15 protein-coding genes are annotated in these 21,072 nt (G+C 73.2%); 9 read left to right on the top strand and 6 right to left on the bottom strand.

From position 1 onward, the window contains the following. Positions 1-27: 27 nt before the first annotated feature. The gene (gene purM / locus J3P36_RS10395; protein WP_210507773.1) at positions 28-1,128 is read left to right on the top strand and encodes a phosphoribosylformylglycinamidine cyclo-ligase; all 1,101 of its coding nucleotides are present in this window, start codon (positions 28-30) and stop codon (positions 1,126-1,128) included. Between the two features lie 4 nt (positions 1,129-1,132). Here the strand turns inward: purM and J3P36_RS10390 are convergent, their stop codons facing one another. Together J3P36_RS10390 and J3P36_RS10385 are read right to left on the bottom strand one after the other, a co-directional pair. After that, entirely contained in the window at positions 1,133-1,762 is a 630-nt protein-coding gene (locus tag J3P36_RS10390; RefSeq protein ID WP_210507771.1) for a DUF6518 family protein, read from the bottom strand. A gap of 89 nt (positions 1,763-1,851) precedes the next feature. Then, on the bottom strand, positions 1,852-2,016 hold the full coding sequence (locus J3P36_RS10385; protein WP_374100716.1) for a DUF3073 family protein: 165 nt from the start codon (positions 2,014-2,016) through the stop codon (positions 1,852-1,854). Positions 2,017-2,200: 184 nt separating this feature from the next. Here J3P36_RS10385 and J3P36_RS10380 point away from each other — a divergent pair, with 184 nt between their 5' ends. Beyond that, positions 2,201-3,454: an NAD(P)-binding domain-containing protein gene (locus J3P36_RS10380; protein ID WP_307807039.1), complete on the top strand. Its 1,254-nt coding sequence runs from the start codon at positions 2,201-2,203 to the stop codon at positions 3,452-3,454. 66 nt (positions 3,455-3,520) lie between these two features. On the opposite strand, the gene J3P36_RS10375 is transcribed toward J3P36_RS10380, so the two are convergent. From J3P36_RS10375 to J3P36_RS10365, 3 genes are all read right to left on the bottom strand, one after another. After that, positions 3,521-5,560 (bottom strand): glycogen debranching N-terminal domain-containing protein, encoded by a 2,040-nt coding sequence (locus J3P36_RS10375; protein WP_210507765.1) that lies wholly within the window; start codon positions 5,558-5,560, stop codon positions 3,521-3,523. 108 nt (positions 5,561-5,668) lie between these two features. After that, the gene (locus tag J3P36_RS10370) at positions 5,669-6,331 is read right to left on the bottom strand and encodes a PadR family transcriptional regulator (RefSeq protein WP_210507763.1); all 663 of its coding nucleotides are present in this window, start codon (positions 6,329-6,331) and stop codon (positions 5,669-5,671) included. Then, positions 6,328-7,152, bottom strand: coding sequence for a DUF4097 family beta strand repeat-containing protein (locus J3P36_RS10365; protein ID WP_210507755.1), 825 nt, complete (start codon positions 7,150-7,152; stop codon positions 6,328-6,330). Before J3P36_RS10365 ends, J3P36_RS10370 begins: the two co-directional genes overlap by 4 nt. 103 nt (positions 7,153-7,255) lie before the next feature. Here J3P36_RS10365 and J3P36_RS10360 point away from each other — a divergent pair, with 103 nt between their 5' ends. From J3P36_RS10360 to J3P36_RS10350, 3 genes are all read left to right on the top strand, one after another. Beyond that, on the top strand, positions 7,256-10,339 hold the full coding sequence (locus tag J3P36_RS10360; RefSeq protein ID WP_210507753.1) for an efflux RND transporter permease subunit: 3,084 nt from the start codon (positions 7,256-7,258) through the stop codon (positions 10,337-10,339). Between the two features lie 330 nt (positions 10,340-10,669). Next, complete coding sequence (locus J3P36_RS10355) at positions 10,670-12,757, top strand: DEAD/DEAH box helicase (protein WP_210507752.1); 2,088 nt, start codon at positions 10,670-10,672, stop codon at positions 12,755-12,757. Positions 12,758-13,226: 469 nt separating this feature from the next. Beyond that, positions 13,227-14,852 carry a hypothetical protein gene (locus J3P36_RS10350; RefSeq protein ID WP_210507751.1) on the top strand — a complete coding sequence of 542 codons (1,626 nt, stop codon included), beginning with the start codon at positions 13,227-13,229 and terminating at the stop codon, positions 14,850-14,852. 26 nt (positions 14,853-14,878) lie between these two features. On the opposite strand, the gene J3P36_RS10345 is transcribed toward J3P36_RS10350, so the two are convergent. Then, positions 14,879-15,739: a DMT family transporter gene (locus tag J3P36_RS10345; RefSeq protein WP_210507750.1), complete on the bottom strand. Its 861-nt coding sequence runs from the start codon at positions 15,737-15,739 to the stop codon at positions 14,879-14,881. Positions 15,740-15,869: 130 nt separating this feature from the next. Between J3P36_RS10345 and recQ the strand changes: the two genes are divergently transcribed. The 4 genes from recQ to J3P36_RS10325 all read left to right on the top strand — a co-directional run bounded on the left by recQ (position 15,870) and on the right by J3P36_RS10325 (position 21,057). After that, entirely contained in the window at positions 15,870-17,708 is a 1,839-nt protein-coding gene (gene recQ, locus J3P36_RS10340) for a DNA helicase RecQ (protein WP_210507749.1), read from the top strand. Then, on the top strand, positions 17,708-18,310 hold the full coding sequence (locus J3P36_RS10335) for a GNAT family N-acetyltransferase (RefSeq protein WP_210507742.1): 603 nt from the start codon (positions 17,708-17,710) through the stop codon (positions 18,308-18,310). The genes recQ and J3P36_RS10335 overlap by 1 nt, the downstream gene beginning before the upstream one ends. A gap of 204 nt (positions 18,311-18,514) precedes the next feature. Next, on the top strand, positions 18,515-20,083 hold the full coding sequence (locus J3P36_RS10330; RefSeq protein ID WP_210507740.1) for an ATP-dependent DNA ligase: 1,569 nt from the start codon (positions 18,515-18,517) through the stop codon (positions 20,081-20,083). Positions 20,084-20,184: 101 nt separating this feature from the next. Then, positions 20,185-21,057, top strand: a complete 873-nt coding sequence (locus tag J3P36_RS10325) for a neutral zinc metallopeptidase (RefSeq protein WP_210507738.1) — start codon at positions 20,185-20,187, stop codon at positions 21,055-21,057. The last annotated feature ends 15 nt before the right edge of the window (positions 21,058-21,072 follow it).

The raw sequence follows: 21,072 nt of genomic DNA, 5'->3' as shown, positions 1-21,072 counted from the left end.
TCTGCCATGCCTCGAACGGATGACCGAATGAGCGACAGCTACGCCGCAGCCGGCGTCGACACTGCGGCCGGGGATCGGGCGGTGGAGCTCATGCGCGCCGCGGTCGGCCGCACCCACGGACCCGAGGTGCTGGGCGGCGTCGGCGGGTTCGCGGGCCTCTTCGACGCGTCCGCGCTGCGCGACTACCGGCGCCCGCTGCTCGCCACCGGCACGGACGGCGTCGGCACGAAGGTCGCGATCGCGCAGGCCCTCGACAAGCACGACACCGTCGGTCAGGACCTGGTCGGCATGATCGTCGACGACATCGTCGTCGTCGGCGCGAAGCCGCTGTTCCTCACCGACTACATCGCCTGCGGCCGCCTCGTGCCCGAGCGGATCGCCGAGATCGTCCGCGGGGTGGCCGACGCCTGCGCCGCCACCGGAACCGCGCTCGTCGGCGGCGAAACCGCCGAGCACCCAGGGTTGATGGGGCCGGACGACTACGACCTCGCAGGCGCCGCCGTCGGCGTCGTGGAGGCCGACGAGCTGCTCGGCCCCGACCGCGTGCGCGACGGCGACGCCGTCATCGCGCTCGCCTCCTCCGGCCTGCACAGCAACGGCTTCTCCCTCGTGCGCAAGATCCTCGCCGATCGCGGCCTCGGCTACACCGACCGGCTCGACGAGCTCGGCGGACCGGTGGGCCTCGCGCTGCTCGAGCCGACCCGGCTCTACACGTCGGCGCTGCTCGCCCTTCTCGGGGACCCGGTCTCGGGCGGCGCAGTGCACGCGTTCAGCCACGTCACCGGTGGCGGCATCGCCGCCAACCTCGCGCGGGTGCTGCCCAAGGGTGCGTGGGCCGAGCTCGATCGTGGCAGCTGGTCTCCGTCCCCGGTGTTCCGGGTGCTCACCGATCTCAGCGGCACCCGCCTGACCGACCACGAGGGCACCTGGAACCTCGGCATCGGAATGTTCGCGATCGTCGAGTCCGACTATGCGGGCGAGGTCGCTGCGACTCTGGCGGCGCACGGCATCGAGGCTTGGCAGGCCGGCACCGTCAGGGTCGGCGACCGCGACCTCGGCGGCTTCGAGCAGGGCGCGAAGGGCGTGGACGGCGGCGCCGTCCGCCTGACGGGCGCCTACGCCGACTGACCGGTCACGCCAGCAGCACCGCCGGCAGCACGACGCCGTACCCGACGAGGAACGCGGCGGCGACGGCGACGGTGACCGCCGCGGCGAAAGCGAGAGGCGCAGCGGACCGGAGCCGGCGGAGGGCGACCGCGGCGAACGCGGCGACGGCGAGGGCCATCAGCACGATCCAGCCTGACGGTCCCGTGGTCGCCGCGACCGTCGTCAGGCCGTAGACGCCCTCGCCGACGAGAATCCCGGCGAGCACGCCGATCCCGACGGCGACTCGGCGCCGGTCCGCCTGCCGCAGCAGCGCCGCCGCGACACCGACAACCGGGCCCGCGACGAGTCCGACGACCAGCCAGAAGGACGGGTCGAAGGGGTGGGCCCGCAGGTTCGAGACGACGGTGTAGCCGAGGATGTCCGCCGCGAAGCCGAGCGTGCCGAAGATCGGAGCGACGCGCAGGTCGGCCCGGACCAGCAGCACTGCGGCCGCCGTGGGGATCGTCCAGGCGGACGCCGAGTTCGCGAGCGGCCCCAGCCCCGCCAGCTGCCCGAGTGAGGTCAGACCGCCGACCGCCGCGCCGAGCATCAGGACGATGAGCGCCGAGCGCAGCGCGAGGCGGATGCTCGCGCGCGGGACGGGAAGAGCGGTCACCCGCCGAGTCTGTCGCCCGGGTTCCGCCCGGCTCTTCGGCCGGAGGGATGATCGCCATCCGCCGGACGGACGATCTCGATAGCCCGCGGTCAGGCGGTCTGCGAGCGCTCCTCCGCGGACGGGTCGTCCTCCGTTGCGTATTCCGCCCACTTGTCGTATTCGCTGGAGTCCTCGCCGTGCGAGTGACCCGTCAGCTCACGCTCGAGCGCGTCGTAGTTGGTCTGCGGGCTGTAGTACTTCAGCTCGCGGGCCACCTTGGTGTGCTTTGCCTTTTGACGGCCGCGCCCCATATGCGTGACCCCCTCACCATTCTTCGCCGGGCTTCAGAAGGCGCGGCGGACCTCAACAGGGATTAGAAAACTGGGCGCTACTTTAGCACGGGCCTCATGGGGCACGATGGGACATGGGGGTGACGGCCCCCTGGGCGAAGGAGGGCATGTGCTGGACGAGTCCACCTCGGTCGTGATCATCGGAGCCGGGCAGGCGGGTCTGTCGGTCGCGTACTACCTGCAGCGACTCGGCATGCGCGCCGGCACGGACTTCCTGGTCCTCGATCAGGGCCCCGGTGCGGGCGGCGCCTGGCAGCACCGCTGGGAGTCCCTCCGCCTCGGTTCCGCCCACCGGGTCCATGACCTTCCCGGCATGAAGGCGATCGGCCTGAGCTTCGACGACGCCGACCGCAGCCGTCCCGCCCGCGACGTGGTCATGGAGTACTACTCGCAGTACGAGATGCACTACGACCTCCGCGTGCACCGGCCCGTCTCGGTCAGCGCGGTCTTCAACCGCGGTGCCGACCTCATCGTGCGCTCGGACGCTGGCGATGTCGCGACGCACGCCGTCGTCAACGCGACCGGCACGTGGGGCGCCCCGTTCGTGCCCTACTACCCGGGCGTGCTGCAGTTCCGCGGCAAGCAGGTGCATACCGCGACCTACCGCTCGGCGGAGGACTTCCGCGGTCAGCGTGTGCTCGTCATCGGCGGCGGAACCTCGGCGATCGGCTTCCTGCTCGAGCTCGAAGGCGTCGCCGCGAAGACCACCTGGGTCACCCGCCGGCCCGTCGACTTCCTGGACCACGGCACGCTTGACCTCGAGGACGCCGTCACGGCGGTCTCCGCCCAGGATGCCGCCGCCCGCGCCGGCCACGCCCTGCCGAGCATCGTGAGCGGGACGGGCGTGCCGAGGACGCGCCGCATCGCGGCCGGCATCGCACGCGGCGTGCTCGACCCGCGGCCCATGTTCGAGCGCATCGACGACACGGCCGCGGTGTGGGAGGACGGGACCCGCGAGCCGATCGACTCGATCATCTGGGCGACCGGCTTCCGCCCCGACGTGCGGCACCTCAGCCCGCTGCACCTCCACGAGAAGGAGGGCGGCATCGTCGTCTCGACAGGCGCCGCCGAGCGCGACCCGCGCATATTCTTCGCCGGCTATGGACCGACGGCCAGCACCATCGGCGCCAACCGCTCCGGGCGCACGGTCGCCCGGCAGGTGTTCTCCGCGATCGGCGGCCGCGTGCCGGCTCCGCCGCGCCCGAACCAGCCGCCGGCACCGGCGCGGGCGCGCGGCAGCTTCCGGCCCGCCACGGGCGAGGTTCCGGTCACCTTCCGCGAGGACGCGGTCCCGGTGACCGCGGCGCCCGCCGAGGACCGCGACGGCGTCTCAATCCTGGCCCGCTTCTTCGCCGACGACTGACGCTTCACCCGGTGATCGAGGAGGCGCCGCACGCGCCTTCTCGAAGTCACCGGGAGTGAACGCCGCTCAGTGGACGGCGGTGACGACTCCCGTGTCGCCGGTGCCCGTCGTCACGAGGAACGCCCGCCCCGCCATCCGCAGGCCCTCCACGGAGACGCCCGAGGCCTTCGCCGCCTGCAGTGGACGCGAGCGCACCACGCGCTCCTCCCGGTCGGGAGTGAGGCCGAGCAGGGCGGACAGCACCGCGACGGATGCCGCCGCCGACCACGCCTGCGGACGGCACGCGGCGGGATACGGGATGGGAGCGCCGACGATGCCGGCCGCGTCGCCGGAGTGCAGCTCCGGCATCCGGTACCCGAAGCCCTCCGCCGCGGCGAGCAGGCCCTCGGCGAGCTGCTCCGCCTCGTCGCCGAACCCCTCACGGGCGAGGCCGGTGATGGCGATCGCGGTGTCGTGCGCCCACACGGACCCGCCGTGGTAGCTGAGCGGCCAGTATCCGACCTCGTCGACCGACATCGTGCGCAGCCCGTAGCCGGACGCGAGCTCCGGGGCGGCGAGGCGCTCGGCGACCAGGCGTGCCTCCTCCGGCTCGAGGATGCCGGTGCCGAGCAGGTGCCCGATGTTGCTGGTTAGGGAATCGACGGCCCGCTTCTCGTTGTCGAGGGCGATGGCGGGGTAGCGGCCCCGCTCGTCCTCGACCCAGAAGCTGTCCGCGAAGCGCTGCTTGAGCTGTGCCGCCCACGCCCGCCACTGCTCGGCACCGCCGCGGCCGAAGCGCTCGAGGAGCTCGGCGCCGCCGAGCGCCGCCTCGTACGCGTACCCCTGCACCTCGCAGAGCGCGATGGGGCCCTGCGCGAGCCGGCCGTCGCGCCACTGAACGGAATCGCCCGAGTCCTTCCAGCCCTGGTGGACGAGGCCGCGGCCGCTCTCGTCCACGTACTCGAGGAATCCGTCGCCGTCGCTGTCGCCGTGGTCGCGCAGCCAGGCGAGGGCCGCCTCCAGGGTGGGCAGCAGCTCCTCCACGACCTCGTCGGCCAGACCCCACCGCCAGGCGTCGACGAGCAGGCACGCCCACAGCGCCGTCGCATCCACCGTGCCGTAGTAGAGGGGCGGGAGCACGACCCCCTCGCCGGGGATCTCGAGGGGCGCGGCCCGCAGCTCGTGCATGATCTTGCCGGGCTGCTCGGCGGTGTCCGGGTCGCTCTCGACGCCTTGCAGGTCCGCCAGCACCCGGAGGGTGTCGCGCGCGAGGTCGGTGCCGAACGGCAGCAGCATGCGGGCCGCCCAGATCGAGTCGCGCCCGAAGAGGGTGAAGAACCAGGGGGCGCCGGCAGCGAGGAAGGCGGCGTCCGGACGGGTTCGGGTGCTCATCCGCAGGGCGGTCAGATCGTCGAGTGCCGCCTGCAGCCAGCGGCTGAGCCGGTTGTCGCCGGCGACGATCCGGGCAGAGTCCCACTCGGCGGTGCCGGCCGGCGCGGTGACGACCGGATCGTCCGCGGCGACGCTCACGGTCAGCTCGAGGCTCACGGACGACTTGGCGGGCACGGTGACGGTCCAGCTCGCCTCGCCGCGTCCGGGTCCGGTGGCGGACACGTCGGCACCCGGCGCGGAGAGCCCTGCCGTGACGCCCTGATCTGACCAGGCGAGTCCCTCGGCGTGCGCGAGGAGTGTGGGCGGCGCCTCGTCGGCGCCGAGCCCCGCCTTCACCGCGTGCATCGTGGCGAGGTCGCTCGAGATCGACGCGACCACGGTCGTGTCCACGTCGTGCTCGAGCGTCGACTCGAGGAGGAGCCGCTCGGTGAGGGAGCCCGGTGCCACGGTGCGGAGGCGCAGCAGGCGCAGGCGCGGGTCGGTCGACTCGTCGTCGAGGAGGCGCAGCAGGCCGACGAACTCCGCCTCGGACGCCGAGGGAGTCGCGGTCGCGATCGGCTCGGGTGAGGCGCCGTCGACGGTGACGATGAGCTCCGACAGGATGCGGCGGTCCCCGTCGTAGAAGCCGGCGATCCCGCCGACCGCGATGTCGCCACCGCGGTCCCCCCAGGCCTGCGACGGCGCGGCGAGCACCACGACGGCGTCGTGCAGCAGCGGCTGAAGTCCCGCGGTCATCGGGCGTCCCTTCGTCGACGAGTCGCTCCCACTATGTGGGTCGTCGCCGCGAGACGACCATCGGGAGGCGTCGGGTTGACAGCTCCCGCCTCGCATCCGTGGGAGGGATCAGGGGAGGCGGCCGCTGATCTCCGTGCGGAGGGCGGCGAGGCGCTCCTCGAGGAGGGGCACAACGTCGGCCGGGATGCCGCCGCGCGCGCTCGCCGCCCGCAGGTCGCCGCGCACACGGTGCCGGAAGTCCGCGAGCACCACCTCGGCGTTCCGCAGCTCGGTCCCGGTGTCGCGCCAGGCCGAGCGGTGCCCGTCGGCGGACTCTCCCGATCCCGGCTCGGGCCCCGGTGCCGAGGACGACGCGGACGCGGACGCCGACGCGGACCTCGCCTCGCCCCGGGCGGCCGAGGCGGCGGCGGCGAGCTCTGCCCGCAGGCTCTTCATCGCGGCGTCGACGCCGGAGCGCACCTCGTCGGCGATGCGGCGCACCGAGTCGGAGAGGTCGTTCTCGATGCCCGCGAGCTCGTCGCGGCGCTCGTCGAGCTCGCGGCGGCCGGCGTCCGTGATCGCGTAGACGGTGCGGCGGCCGTCCGAGTCGCGGCGGACGAGGCCGTCCTCCTCGAGCTTCGCGAGCCGGGGGTAGATGGTGCCGGCGCTCGGCGAGTAGGTGCCGCCCGAGCGCTCCTCGAGCGCCTGGATGAGCTCGTAGCCGTGCCGCGGACGTTCCGCGAGGAGCGACAGGACGTAGAGCCGCAGCCGGCCGTGACCGAACACGTTCACGCCGTCGTCCCCGTTCCGGCGGTGGCGGCGGCGCGGACGACGACGATGTCGCCGGACACCGAGTTGGCCTTCACGTCCGTCCAGCGGCCGGACAGGTCGCCGGTGCTCCAGCTCTCGCCGCGCCCGCGGATGCCGCGGAACACGCGGTCGTCGAGCTGTGCGGTTCCGCTGACCGTGTTCACGGTGTATCGGGCGCCCACCTCCGCGGGCAGGCGGAGGGTCGTCATGCCGCTCACCGTGTTCGTGTCGATCTTGTCCGGGATGCCGGTCACGTCGATGAACACGTCGCCGCTGACGCCGTCGCAGGAGAACGCGGTCAGCGCGCCGGTCGCGGAGACGTCGCCGGAGACGGTGTGCGCGGTGACGATGCCGCGGTGGTCGCGGACGACGAGCGAGCCGCTCACGCTGTTGAGGTCGATCGCGCCCTCGCTGTCGTCGACCATCAGGCTGCCGGACACGGTGTTGAGGCGACCGCCGGCGCTCATGCCGCTGATCAGGGCGTCGGCGCCCACGACGCCGAGCCGCAGCGAGGCGGAGCGTGGCACGAGCAGGCTGACGGTGGTGCTGGCCTTGCCGGTGAACGACCGGAAGACATCGAGGAAGTTGTCCCACCGCAGCTGCGGGTGGTCGATCTCCAGGTGGTCGCCGTCGATCTGCACGAGCAGGTCGCGGCCGGTGACCTCCGACACCTCGACCCGAGCGGTCGGCTCGTCGGTGCCGATGACGTCGATGCGTCCGCCGATGAGGCTGATCTTCACCGACCGCACGAGCGGCAGGTCGATGGTCTTGGGCCCGGTGACGAGCCACTTCTCCTGAGCCACGGTGCTCTCCTCTCGCGATATATCGCGTTGATGACCGACACGATATATCGCGAATTCGGATTGTGCAACACTCTCTCAACTTCGATGCCGGATAATCGCGCGAGTGCACCTGCTGGCCATCGCGAGTCTGAAGAACCGGGCGCTCATCGCCCTCGTCACGATCGTCGCGGCGGTGTTCGGCGGGCTGGCACTCGGCTCGCTCAAGCAGGAGCTGATCCCCTCCGTCTCCTTCCCGCAGCTCGCGGTGCTGACCACCTACCAGGGCGCGTCGCCCGAGGTGGTCGACCAGAGCGTCAGCGTGCCCATCGAGCAGGCCATCCAGGGCGTCGCCGGTCTCGAGACGACCTCGACCACGTCGAGCGCCGGGCGCAGCGTCGTGTCCGCCTCGTTCGCCTACGGCACCGACCTGCCCTCGACGGAGAACAAGATCTCCCAGGCGGTGAACCGCATCCGATCCGCCCTGCCCGAGGGCGTCGACCCGCAGGTGCTGAGCGGCAGCATCGACGACTTCCCCGTGATCCAGATCGCCGTCACGGGCGGCGAGGACGAGCGCGCGCTCGCGAACGACGTGCGGCGGCTCGTCACGCCCGCGCTCGAGGACCTCGACGGCGTGCGCGCGGCCGACGTGTCCGGCGTGCCGGGCCAGCGCGTCGTCGTCACCCCGGACCCGGCGGCGCTCGCGGCACGCGGCATCCCCGGCACGGCCATCCGCGACGCCGTGCAGTCGAGCGGCGTCCTCGTCCCCGCCGGCACTCTCACCGAGGACGGCCGCACCCTGTCGGTCCAGGCGGGCACGCAGCTCGGCAGCGTCGACGACATCGCCGCGCTGCCCCTGGTCGGCGGAGCCGCGACCGTCGGCGACGTCGCCGCCGTCGAGCTCACCGACGATCCCGTCACGACGCTCTCGCGCGTCGACGGCGAGCCGGCGCTGACCGTCGCCGTCACCAAGGTGCCGGACGCGAACACCGTCGACGTGTCCCACCAGGTCCGGGATGCGCTGCCGGACCTCGAGGAGGCCCTCGCCGGCGCCGGCTTCACCATCGTGTTCGACCAGGCGCCCTACATCGAGCAGTCGATCGAGTCGCTCGCGACTGAGGGCATGCTCGGGCTCGCGTTCGCGGTGCTCGTCATCCTCGTCTTCCTGCTGAGCGTCCGCGCGACGATCGTGACCGCGATCTCGATCCCGACATCGGTCCTCATCACCTTCGTGGGGCTGCAGTTCGCCGACTACTCGCTCAACCTGCTCACCCTCGGCGGACTGACGATCGCGATCGGCCGCATCGTCGACGACTCCATCGTCGTGATCGAGAACATCAAGCGGCACCTCGCCATGCGCGACGAGGCGCCGGGCGAGCAGGGCAAGGTCCGGGTCATCGGCCGCGCCGTCCGTGAGGTCGCGGGCGCGGTCACCGCGTCGACGCTCACCACCGTCACCGTCTTCCTGCCCATCTCGTTCGTCGAGGGCGCCACCGGCGAGCTGTTCCGCCCGTTCGCGCTCACCGTCACGATCGCGCTGCTCGCGTCGCTCGTCGTCTCGCTGACGATCGTGCCGGTGCTCGCCTACTGGTTCCTGCGGGCGCCGAAGATCCACCGGCACTCGGGCTCCCCGGAGGCGGAGAGCGACGGGCGCCTGCAGAAGGCGTACCGGCCGATCCTCGCCTTCACGCTCGCGCGCCCGCTCGTCACCCTGCTCGTCGCCGCGCTCGTGCTCGGCGGCTCCGTCGCCCTGCTGCCGCTGATGAAGACGAACTTCCTCGGCTCGAGCGGACAGAACACCCTCTCGGTGACGCAGACCTTCGAGCCGGGCACCAGCCTCGACGTGCAGGACGCCGCCGCGCGCCAGGTCGAGGACGAGCTCGAGCAGGTCGACGGCGTCGAGACCGTGCAGGCCACCATCGGGGGCGGCAGCTCGCTCCTCGCCGCCTTCGGCCGCGGCGGCGGCGGCAGCCGTGCCGTGTACTCGATCACGACCGACGAGGGCGCCGACCAGGACGCGATCCAGACGGACGTCCGCGACCGCCTCGACGGGCTGGAGGAGGCGGGCGACATCTCCGTGCAGGCGTCGGCCGGCTTCGGCACGTCGAGCAACATCGAGGTCGACATCACGGCGCCGGGGCAGGACGAGCTGCAGGCGGCCTCCGACGCGATCCTCGCCTCGGTCCGCGACCTCGACGAGGTTGCCGAGGCGTCGAGCAACCTGCAGGCGGCGCAGCCGTTCCTGCAGGTGCAGGTGAACCGCGCCGCCGCGGCGGCCGCCGGCTTCACCGAGGTCGCGCTCGCCGGGTTCGTCTCGCAGGCGGGCCTGCCCGCCTCGATCGGCCGCATCACGATCGACGACGACCGATACACGATCTACCTGGCGGCACAGGATGCGCCCACCTCGACCGCGGCGCTCGCCGCGCTGCCCGTGCCCACGGCGGCGGGGCCGGTCCGGCTCGACACCCTCGCCGCTGTCGACGTGGTCAACGGCCCGGCGACGATCACCACGGTCGACGGAGCCCGCACCGCAACGGTGACGGTGACACCCGCCGAGGAGGACCTCACCACGGCGAACGCCGCAGTCCTCGCCGCGCTCGACGGCGCCGACCTCCCCGCGGGGGCCTCCGCGGAGCTCGGCGGGGTGAGCGCCGACCAGCGCGACGCGTTCAGCCAGCTCGGCATCGCGCTGCTGGTGGCGATCCTCATCGTCTACATCGTCATGGTGGCCACGTTCCGCAGCCTGCTGCAGCCGTTCCTGCTGCTCATCTCGGTGCCGTTCGCCGCGACCGGCGCCATCCTGCTGCAGGTGCTGACCGGCATCCCGCTCGGCGTCCCCTCGATCATCGGCGTGCTGATGCTCATCGGCATCGTCGTGACGAACGCGATCGTGCTCGTCGACCTCGTGAACCAGTACCGGCGGCAGGGGGAGCCGCTCCGGCAGGCGCTGCTCGACGGCGCGACCCGGCGCCTGCGGCCCATCCTCATGACGGCGCTCGCGACCGTGTTCGCGCTCCTGCCGATGGCGCTCGGGCTGACCGGCGAGGGCGGCTTCATCTCGCAGCCGCTCGCGCTCGTCGTGATCGGCGGCCTCACGTCGTCGACCGTGCTCACCCTCATCGTGCTGCCCGTCCTCTACTACGTGGTCGAGCGGGTCAAGGAGGGCGCCCACGCCCGCCGCGAGGCGAGGGCGGTCACCCGCGCCGGCTGATTGCACAACCCGGGCGGGTGAGGAGCGCGCGCGGCACTGATCCGCGTAGCTGAGGAGCGCTCAGTGCGCGCCCCGAAACACACGCGACGCGCGCGAATGTGCAGCCACCGGATCCCCGCCCGGTGGCGCCCAGCATCTTCCTCGCGTATCGTTGCCCGGTCGGCTCGTGACGAGGGCGCCGGATGCGTTCGGTGTGCAGGTGTGTGTCACTCGGGGCCGGTCCGCCAGTGGATCCGCTGGCATCCCTCTTTCGATCGGCCCGGCCAGTGACTGCCCGGGGTCCTCTTCGCCGCCATCAGCGCGGCCTCCCTGGAACGGATACGTCCCGTCATGCCCAAGAACCCTTCCCGCTCGACGCCCTCCGGTCGCACGCCGGCCCGCAAGCCCGGCAGTGTCAGCCCCAAGCATCGCGGCTACCGCCCGGACGAGGCCCCCGCGAAGAACCGCTGGAGCACCTCCCGCCGCGCGGAGGCCCAGCAGGGCCGGCCGGGCGACCGCGAGGCCGACCGCGGCGACCGCCGTCCCGACTGGACGCCGCCGGAGCACCGCCCCACCCGCGGTCGCGTCGCCGGCCAGCGCTTCGGCCGCCCCGCCGATGGCCGCTCCGACCGCCGGGACGACCGCGGCGGTGACCGCCGCTACGACGAGCGTCCCGCCCGCCGGGGCGACGACCGCGGCACCAGCCGCTACGACGAGCGTCCGCAGCGCCGATTCGAGGACCGCGGCGAGCGTCGCTTCGACGAGCGTCCCGCCCGCCGATCCGAGGATCGTGGCGAGCGCCGGTTCGACGAGCGTTCCGCCCGTCGCAATGATGACCGGGGCACCGGCCGCTTCGACGACCGCGGTGACCGCCGGTTCGACGAGCGTCCCGCCCGTCGCAGCGATGACCGGGGCACCGGCCGCTTCGACGAGCGTCCCGCGCGCCGGAACGACGACCGCGGCGACCGCCGGTTCGACGAGCGCCCCGCCCGTCGATTCGAGGACCGCGGTGAGCGTCCCGCGGGCCGCTTCGAGGAGCGGGGAGAGCGCCGCCGCTTCGGCGGACCGCGCGAGGAGTCGCACGTGCGTCCCCACCGCGAGCCGCGCGAGACGGGCGATCGCGAGCGCCGCTACGTCGAGTTCCAGGAGCGCAACCGTGGCCCCCGCCGCGACGACCGGGCCCCGTTCGGCCGACCCGACCGCCACATGAACGAGGTCGACGACGTCGTGCACGAGCGCCTCGACGCCGTCGCGCACACCGCGGATGAGGCGGAGGGCGTCGGCTTCGCCGAGCTCGGCCTCGGCGCCAACATCGTCCGCGCCCTGGGCGAGCTGGGCGCGACGTCGCCGTTCCCGATCCAGGCCGCGACCATCCCCGACGTCCTCGCCGGCCGCAACGTGCTCGGCCGCGGCCGCACCGGCTCGGGCAAGACGATCGCCTTCGGTGCTCCCCTCGTGGAGCGCATCCTGCAGGCGGGCGCCGGATCGAAGCGCGCCGCCGGCCGGGCGCCGAAGGCCCTGATCCTCGCCCCGACCCGCGAGCTCGCCCTGCAGATCGACGACACCGTGCAGCCGATCGCCCGCAGCGTCGGCCTGTTCACCACGCAGATCTACGGCGGCGTGCCGCAGGCCCGCCAGGTGGGCGCGCTCCGCCGCGGCGTCGACATCGTGATCGGCACGCCCGGCCGCGTCGAGGACCTCGTCGAGCAGGGACACCTGGACCTCGGCGACGTCGAGATGGTCGTCCTCGACGAGGCCGACCACATGACCGACCTCGGCTTCCTGGAGCCGGTGCAGCGCATCCTCCGCGAGACCCGTCCGGGCGGTCAGCGCCTCCTCTTCTCCGCGACGCTCGACGCAGCGGTGAAGGCGCTCGTCGACGAGTTCCTCGCCGACCCGGCCGTGCACGAGGTGGCGGGCGAGGACCAGGCGTCCTCGACCATCGAGCACCGCGTGCTGCTGATCGATCAGCAGGACAAGATCCGGTTCGTCACCGAGCTGGCGTCCGGACCGGGCAAGACGCTCGTGTTCGCCCGCACCCGCGCGTTCGCGGAGCAGCTGGCGGAGGAGCTGAGCGACGCCGGCGTTCCGGCCACCAGCCTGCACGGCGACCTCAACCAGGCGAAGCGCACCCGCAACCTGGAGCGTCTCACGAGCGGCCGGGTCAACGTCCTCGTCGCGACCGATGTCGCGGCCCGCGGCATCCACGTCGACGACATCGGCCTCGTCGTGCAGGCGGACGCCCCGGAGGAGTACAAGACGTACCTGCACCGCTCCGGCCGCACCGGTCGGGCCGGTCGACAGGGCACTGTCGTCACCCTCATCGCCCGCTCGCGCCGCCGTCGCCTCGAGGAGCTCCTCCAGCGCGCCGAGATCGAGCCCGAGGTCACGGTCATCCCCTCCGGCGGTGACCTCCCCGCGGAGCTCGCCACCGCCTGACCCCCTCCGCCTGACCCCCTCGCCCGTCGGCAGGACGTCCTGCGTTCGGCAGGACTTCCTGCGCTCGGCAGGACATCCGCACCCCGGATGTCCTGCCGGCGGCCGAAAGTCCTGCTGAGCGGTGGACCCTCCGGCCCTCAGTCCGGACAGGGGAGGCGCTCGGCGGGCAACCCCACCTGTTCAGCAGGCGGCGACGACCTCCAGCAGGCGACCCCACCTGGTTCAGCAGGCGGTGACGACCTCCAGCGGGCAACACCACCTGTTCAGCAGGCGGCGAGGTCCTTCAGCAGGCAGAAGCGACCTCGGGGTGCCTGCTGAGCCGCTTCGGCTCCTGCTGAACACGAGGTCTGCCCGACGTCGAGAGCCACCGCCGACCGCCCGCCGACCGGCGCCTGCACGCGGCCCCCGAAAGGGGGACATGCCCGCCTCATGCCTCCCTCCTGTCGCAGGTGAGATCTACGGTGGGAGGGTGTCCGCACCGAGGCGACTGCTCTCCCTCGTCGGTCTCGGCCTGATCGTGGCCCTGACCGGATGCATCGACGCCGCGCCGGCCGCGACGCCGTCGCCGGAGGCGCTCCCGGCGGTCGAGCCCCGCGCTCCCGCCGACCCGCTCACCGTGGTGGCCGACTCGGACCCCGGCGCGGCGAGCATCGCCCTCAGCGAGGCCCTGTTCGCGTCCGCCCCGGCGGCCGTGGTCGGCGCCCCCGACGACGCCACCGCCGCGTCGGCGGCCGTCGCCCTCGGCGTCCCCCACCTGGTGGCGGGCGAGGAGCCGAAGCCCCTGCAGGCCGAATTGGAGCGCCTCGGCGCCCGGTACGCCGTGGTCGCCGATGGCACCGACGCCGAGCTGGACGGCGTCGACACGGTCGCCCTTCCCCGCACCGCGGCGGACGCGTCCGACGCGCTCGGCGTCGACCTGCCGGCGTGCTCCGGCGGATCCGCGGTCGCCGACATCCTCGCCCTCGACCCTGCGGCGCCGTGCCTCATCGAGGCCGAGGCGACGTCGACGCCCTCTCCCGCCCCCGACGCGGCCGCCCTGCCGAAGATCCCGAGGGGCGAACCCGTCCCCTCCGCCGTCGCCCTGCTCGCCGGCGACGGCACCGGCCTCGCCGCCGCCGCGACGGCGCGCGCGGCCGGCACCCGCACCGTTCTCCTGCCGCCCGACGACCTGAACCCTCAGCGATCGCCCGACGCCATCGCCGCCCTCAGCGCGCAGGAGACGAACGCGGTCCTCGCGGTCGGGGCCGGATTCGCGGAGGACGCCGCCCTCGACTGGCGTATCCGCAGCGCCCGCACCGGCTGGCAGCTGCCGGGCGGGGGCCAGGTGCTGTTCCCCAACCACTTCGTGGTCGCCATCTACGGCACGCCGGGCGCTCCCGTGCTCGGCATCCTCGGCGAGCAGGACCTGCCCGCGAGCATCGAACGCGCCCGGCAGCACGCCGACCCGTACCGCGCGCTCACGGACCGCGAGGTCGTGCCGGCCTTCGAGATCATCACGAGCATCGCCTCCGGCTCGCCGACCACCGACGGCGACTACTCGAGCGAGATCGACCTCGAGTCGCTGCGCCCGTGGGTGGAGGAGGCGGGGCGGCAGGGCCTCTACGTGGTGCTCGACCTGCAGCCGGGCCGCACCGACTTCCTCACCCAGGCCAAGCGCTACGAGGCCCTGCTCTCCTACCCGTGGGTCGGCCTCGCCCTCGACCCGGAGTGGCGGATCGGCCCCGACCAGAAGCACCTCGTCCAGATCGGCAGCGTCGGCGCCGACGAGATCAACTCGGTCGTCGACTGGCTCGCGCAGCTCGCGGACGAGAAGAGCCTCCCGCCGAAGCTCCTCGTGCTGCACCAGTTCCGGCTCAGCATGATCACCGACCGCGATCGGGTGGACACGAGCCGCCCGCAGGTGACGGTCCTCGTGCACGCCGACGGCCAGGGCGGCCAGGGCGCGAAGCAGGACACCTGGAACACCCTGCGCCGCGACACCACCATCCCGTGGTGGGGCTGGAAGAACTTCTACGACGAGGACGCCCCGATGCTGAGCCCCGAGCAGACGATGAGCGGCGTCGCCCCGACCCCGGATCTCATCACCTACCAGTAGGCGGACCTACCAGGAGGCGCGCGCGCTCACCCCACCGCGAGCAGCACGGCGGCCACTCCGGCGAGCGCGAGCCCGGACCCCTGCACGAGAGTGATCCGCTCGCGCAGCACGAGGGCCGCGAGTGCGATGGTGCCCGCCGGATAGAGGGCCGTGAGCACCGACATGATCGTGAGGTCGCCGGTCCGCACGCCGGCGAGCAGCAGCGCGTTCGCCGTGCCGTCGAGCGCACCGCAGGCGAGGGCGAGCCAGAGGCCCCGGCGCGCATCCACGATCCGCGGTGCCCGCCCGGCCAGCGCCACCACCGCGACGGCGGTGAACATGATGGTGGCGTTGACGAGCCGGTTCGCGAGCAGCGGCGCGAGGCCCGACTCGTCCGGCGCCGCGTCGATGAGCACGAGGAAGAGGCCGATCATGGTGCCGGCGCCGAGGGCCATCAGGATGCCCCGCGGCGTCGCCCGCACCGCCGTGCGCTCGGGCACGAACGCGACCAGCACCACCGCGAGAAGCGCGAGGACGAGCCCCACCGTGCCGAGCGGGCCGACGCGCTCGCCGCGAAGCAGCCCCCACGTGAGCGGAACGACGGCCGACACCAGAGCGGTGATGGGAGAGAGCACGCTCATCGGCCCGATCGCGAGGCACCCGTAGAGGAGGGAGAGGCCGAGCGCGCCCGCGACGCCGGACAGCGCGCCGTAGAGGAGCGCCTCCGGTGACCAGGCGGCGCCGAACAGCGGCACCGCGAGCAGGAGGACCACCAGTCCGGACACCGCGGCGAGGCCCGCCGAGCGGAGCGCGCCGAGGCGGCGCGAGGCGAGTCCGCCGAAGAAGTCGGCGGCGCCGTAGACGATCGCGCCCGACAGGCCGAACAGCGCGGCGAGGAGGCCCGACATCCTCCTCATCCTGTCATCCGGGAGGCGGCAGCGGCCGCGGTCCTCCCCAGCCGCGGAAGGAGCGACAGGGTCGACGGCGACGCGCCGGTCGCCCCCGGCGGCGTCGGAGGCGCGGGTTAGCATCGTCGGCATGCCCGACGCCGTCCTCGCGAGAGACCCCCTCGACATCCTCCGCTCGGTGTTCGGCTACGACTCCTTCCGGGGCGACCAGGGCGACATCATCGAGCACGTCACGGCCGGCGGCGACGCCGTCGTGCTGATGCCGACCGGCGGCGGCAAGTCGCTCTGCTACCAGATCCCCGCCCTCGCGCGCCGGGGCGTCGGAGTGGTCGTCTCCCCGCTCATCGCGCTCATGCAGGACCAGGTGGATGCGCTGCGCGCCGTCGGTGCCCGGGCCGAGTTCCTCAACTCCACGCAGGACTCCGCCGAGCGGTCCCGCGTCGAGGCCGCGCTGCTCGAGGGCGAGGTCGACCTCCTTTACGTCGCGCCGGAGCGGCTCTCCCTCGAGAGCACGCGCCGGCTACTCGACAACGTCGAGGCGCGCGTCGGACTCTCAGTGCTGGCCATCGACGAGGCGCACTGTGTCAGCCAGTGGGGCCACGACTTCCGTCCCGACTACCTGACCCTCGGCGACCTCGGCGAGCGGTGGCCGGGAGTGCCCCGCATCGCGCTCACGGCCACTGCGACCCGCGCCACCCACCGCGAGCTCGTCGGGCGCCTCCGCCTCGAGGACGCCCGCTCCTTCGTCTCCAGCTTCGACCGGCCCAACATCCAGTACCGCATCGTGGCGAAGAACGAGCCGCGCAAGCAGCTGCTCTCCTTCCTCCGCGCCGAGCACGCGGGCGATGCCGGCATCGTCTACGCGCTCTCCCGCGCGAGCGTCGAGCAGACCGCCGAGTTCCTCGTCGCCAACGGCATCCCCGCCCTCCCGTACCACGCGGGCCTCGACGCCCGCGTCCGCGAGCGGCACCAGCAGCGGTTCCTCCGCGAGGACGGCATCGTGATGGTGGCGACGATCGCGTTCGGCATGGGCATCGACAAGCCCGACGTGCGCTTCGTGGCCCACATCGACCTGCCGAAGTCGGTCGAGGGCTACTACCAGGAGACCGGACGCGCGGGCCGCGACGGCCTGCCCTCCACCGCCTGGCTCGCCTATGGCCTGCAGGACGTCGTCCAGCAGCGGCGGATGATCGACACGTCCGAGGGCGACGCCGCCCACCGGCGCCGGCTGTCCGCCAACCTCGACGCGATGCTCGCCCTCTGCGAGACCGTCGACTGCCGCCGCGGCCGCCTGCTCGCCTACTTCGGTCAGGAGGGCGCCCAGAGCTGCGGCAACTGCGACACGTGCCTCGAGAAGCCGGAGACCTGGGACGGCACCGTGCCCGCGCAGAAGTTCCTCTCGACCGTGGTCCGGCTGCAGCGGGAGCGCAACCAGCGGTTCGGCGGCGGGCAGATCATCGACATCCTGCGCGGCAAGGAGACGCCGCGGACCCGCCAGCACGGGCACGAGAACCTCAGCACGTGGGGCATCGGCACCGACCTCAGCGAGCAGCAGTGGCGCGGGGTGCTGCGCCAGATGCTCGCTCAGAACCTGATCGGCGTCACCGAGGACGGCTACGGCACCCTCATCCTGTCGGCCGGCAGCGCGGAGGTGCTCTCGGGCGCCCGCCAGGTGCTGCTGCGCAAGGATCCGGAGCGGGCCGAGCGGGTCCGCGGCTCCTCGCGTCGACCGGCCGCCGACCTGCCCGCGGACGCGCTTCCGCTGTTCGAGAAGCTCCGCGAGTGGCGTGCCGGGGAGGCGCGCGAGCAGGGCGTTCCCGCCTACGTCGTGTTCAACGACGCGACCCTCCGCGAGCTCGCCACCGTCCGCCCCGGGGACCTCGGTGCGCTCGCGGGGGTCACCGGCATCGGTCAGGCGAAGCTCGACCGCTACGGCGACGCGCTGCTCGAGGTGCTCTCGGCCGCCTGATGCACGAGCGCATCCGCACGCCTCGGCTGCTCCTCCGGCAGTGGCGGGACGAGGATCTCGAGCCGTTCGCCGCCCTCAACGCCGACCCCGAGGTGATGCGGCACTTCCCCGCGCCGCTCCGCCGGGAGGAAAGCGACTCCCTCGCGACCCGCCTCCGCACCGAGATCGAGGAGCGGGGATGGGGACTCTGGGCGCTGGAGGTCGTCGACGGTCCGCGCACCGGATTCGCGGGCTTCACCGGGATCACCCCGATCCGCTACGAGACGCACTTCACCCCGGCGGTGGAGGCGGGCTGGCGGCTCGCGCAATGGGCGTGGGGGAGCGGCTACGCCAGCGAGGCGGCGCGGGCCGCGCTCCGCGTCGGCTTCGAAGAGGTCGGCCTCGACGAGATCGTGGCCCTCACCGCGGTCGGCAACCTCCGCTCGCGCTCGGTGATGGAGCGGCTGGGGATGCGCCGCGACCCGTCCGACGACTTCGAGCACCCGTCGCTCCCGGAGGGCCACCCCCTCCGCCCGCACGTCCTCTACCGCCTCCGCCGGGAGGCGTGGGCCTCGGTGATTGAGGAGGGGCCGCAGGCCCCGTCTCGACCCTCCGGTGATTGAGGAGGGGCCGCAGGCCCCGTCACGAAATCACGCGACGTCCGTCAGGACCCAGCCACGCAGAACGAGAGGGTGGCTGAGTCCACAGGCGACCTTGCGTGGTTTCGAGACGCCGCCTGCGGCGGCTCCTCAACCACCGGAGTGGCTGGGTTCCGCACCACCGAAGTGGCGGACTCGGAGGCCACCACGGCGCGGCAGGATGGGGCCATGATGCTCGCCGAGGTCGCCGCCACCTCCTCAGCGCTCGCCGCGACGAGTTCCCGGATCAAGAAGCGGCGGCTTCTCGCCGACCTGCTGCGCCGCACCGAGCCGGAGGAGGTGCCGGTCGTCGCGCGCTACCTGGCCGGCGAGCTCCGGCAGCGCCGCACCGGCCTCGGCTGGCGCTCCCTCAACGGCATGCCCTCGCCCGCGGCCGAGCCCTCCCTCGGCGTGCTCGACGTAGACGCCGCGTTCGAGCGGATGGCCGCCCTCGCCGGTCCCGGATCGGCCGCCGCCCGCATCGCGCTCGCCGCCGAGCTCTTCGCCGCGGCCACCGCCGAGGAGCAGGCGCTCCTGCGCGGCCTGGTCGCGGGCGAGCTGCGCCAGGGCGCCCTCGACTCGCTCCTCCTCGACGCCGTCGCCGAGGCCGCCGGTGTGCCGGCCGAGGCCGTCCGTCGCGCCGCGATGCTCGCCGGCGGCACCGAGCCGGTCGCCGAGGCCGCGCTCGCTGCGGATGACCCCGAGGCCGCCCTCGCGGCCTTGGGCGCGTTCGGCCTCACGGTCGGCCGTCCGGTCCGCCCGATGCTGGCCGGATCCGCGCCCGACGTCGCCGCGGCGGTGGAGGGCTTCGGCGGCCGCGGCGTGATCGTGGACGCGAAGCTCGACGGCATCCGCATCCAGGTGCACCGCGCGGGCGACCTCGTGCGCGTCTACACCCGGAGCCTCGACGACATCACGGAGCGCGTGCCGGAGATCGTCGCCGTGGTGCAGCGGATGCGAGTCGAGGACGCGGTCCTCGACGGCGAGGCGATCGCGCTCGACGAGGCGGGGCGGCCGCGCCCCTTCCAGGAGACGGCGGCGCGCAGCGCGACGAGCGACGCCGAGGTCGCCTCGGCCGTCACCTTGACCCCCTTCTTCTTCGACGTCCTGCACGTCGACGGCCGCGATCTGCTCGACCTCCCGCTGATGGAGCGTCTCGCCGTGCTCGACGAGATCGCGCCGGGGAACGTCGTCGAGCGGGTGTCGACCGCCGACGCCGGGGTGGCCCAGGACGCCTTCGCGCGCTGGGTGGCCGCCGGTCAGGAGGGCGTCATTGTGAAGGATGCGGCGGCCGGCTACGAGGCGGGCCGCCGCGGCTCCGCATGGGTGAAGGTGAAGCCGCGGCACGCACTCGACCTGGTCGTGCTCGCCGTGGAGCGCGGCTCGGGCCGTCGCAGCGGACTCCTCTCCAACATCCATCTCGGCGCGCGGGACCCCGAGGGTGGCTTCGTCATGCTCGGCAAGACCTTCAAGGGGATGACCGACGAGATGCTCGCCTGGCAGACCCGGCGATTCAGCGAGCTCGCGGTCGAGGACGACGGCTGGACGGTGCGGCTCCGGCCGGAGCAGGTCGTCGAGATCGCCTTCGACGGGCTGCAGCGCTCCAGCCGGTACCCGGGCGGGCTGGCGCTCCGGTTCGCGCGGGTGCTCCGCTATCGGGACGACAAGACCGCGGCGGAGGCGGACACCATCGATGCGGTGCGCGCCCTCGCCTCGACCCGGACCGAGACCGACGGACCCGACGACACGGTCGCCTGACCCGAGCCGCCGCGCGGACGACCGCTGGCGGCGATCCGAGGATCCGTCAACCCCTCCGGCCGAGTCGGTGCGGCGGCGCCGCCCGCGGATACCGTCGGACCATGACGTTCAACGACCGGGCGCGCCTCGACCCGAGCAAGGTGAAGCGGCGGCGGACCGCGACGGGTGTCGGCGTCGGCGGCGGCGTGGGCCTGATCGCCGTGTTCCTCATCTCCCAGCTCCTCGGCGTCGACCTCACCGGCCTCGTCGGCGGAGGCGGCGTGCCCGGCGGCACCACCCAGGACCAGGGACAGGCGCTCGAGGAGTGCCAGACCGGCGAGGACGCCAACGCCTCCGTCGACTGCCGGATGGTCGGCGCGGCGACCTCACTCGACGACTACTGGCTCGAGGCGGCGCCCACCGTCGGCGTGAACGACTACTTCACCCCCGAGTTCTACCTCTTCTCGCAGGCGACGCAGACCGGCTGCGGCAACGCCACCTCCGCGGTCGGGCCCTTCTACTGCCCGGCCGACACCTCCATCTACCTCGACACCGGCTTCTACGAGGACCTCCGCACCAGGTTCGGCGCGAACGGCGGATCGCTCGCCGAGCTCTACGTCGTCGCCCACGAGTGGGGGCACCACATCCAGAACCTCACCGGGGTCCTCGAGAGCTCGCGTGACGGCGAGACCGGCCCCGCCTCGGCCGGCGTGCGGGTCGAGCTGCAGGCGGACTGCTACGCCGGCGCCTGGACGGCCGCCGCCTCGGGGACCGACGACCCGTCGGGCACCCCGCTGCTCGAGACCGTCACCGATGCCCAGGTCCGGGACGCACTGAGCGCCGCCGCCGCGGTCGGGGACGATCGCATCCAGGGCACCGACGCGAACTCCCACACCTGGACGCACGGCTCTGCGGAGCAGCGCCAGAAGTGGTTCATCATCGGCTACCAGAACGGCCCCGGCGGCTGCGACACCTTCGCGCCCGCGGTGCCCTGAGCGATTCGGACAGAA

The organism is Naasia sp. SYSU D00057 (genome assembly GCF_017916505.1).
GTDB lineage: Bacteria > Actinomycetota > Actinomycetes > Actinomycetales > Microbacteriaceae > Naasia.
The sequence above is the reverse complement of the archived record's forward strand: the minus strand, read 5'-3'. Positions and strand labels throughout refer to the sequence as shown.

What these genes read in the sequence shown, in the direction of transcription:
- recQ (WP_210507749.1), top strand. Translation starts at nt 15,870, where the DNA reads ATGCCCGACGCCGTCCTCGCGAGAGACCCCCTCGACATCCTCCGCTCG.
- J3P36_RS10330 (WP_210507740.1), top strand. Translation starts at nt 18,515, where the DNA reads ATGATGCTCGCCGAGGTCGCCGCCACCTCCTCAGCGCTCGCCGCGACG.
- purM (WP_210507773.1), top strand. Translation starts at nt 28, where the DNA reads ATGAGCGACAGCTACGCCGCAGCCGGCGTCGACACTGCGGCCGGGGAT.
- J3P36_RS10345 (WP_210507750.1), bottom strand. Translation starts at nt 15,739, where the DNA reads ATGTCGGGCCTCCTCGCCGCGCTGTTCGGCCTGTCGGGCGCGATCGTC.
- J3P36_RS10325 (WP_210507738.1), top strand. Translation starts at nt 20,185, where the DNA reads ATGACGTTCAACGACCGGGCGCGCCTCGACCCGAGCAAGGTGAAGCGG.
- J3P36_RS10335 (WP_210507742.1), top strand. Translation starts at nt 17,708, where the DNA reads ATGCACGAGCGCATCCGCACGCCTCGGCTGCTCCTCCGGCAGTGGCGG.
- J3P36_RS10375 (WP_210507765.1), bottom strand. Translation starts at nt 5,560, where the DNA reads ATGACCGCGGGACTTCAGCCGCTGCTGCACGACGCCGTCGTGGTGCTC.
- J3P36_RS10355 (WP_210507752.1), top strand. Translation starts at nt 10,670, where the DNA reads ATGCCCAAGAACCCTTCCCGCTCGACGCCCTCCGGTCGCACGCCGGCC.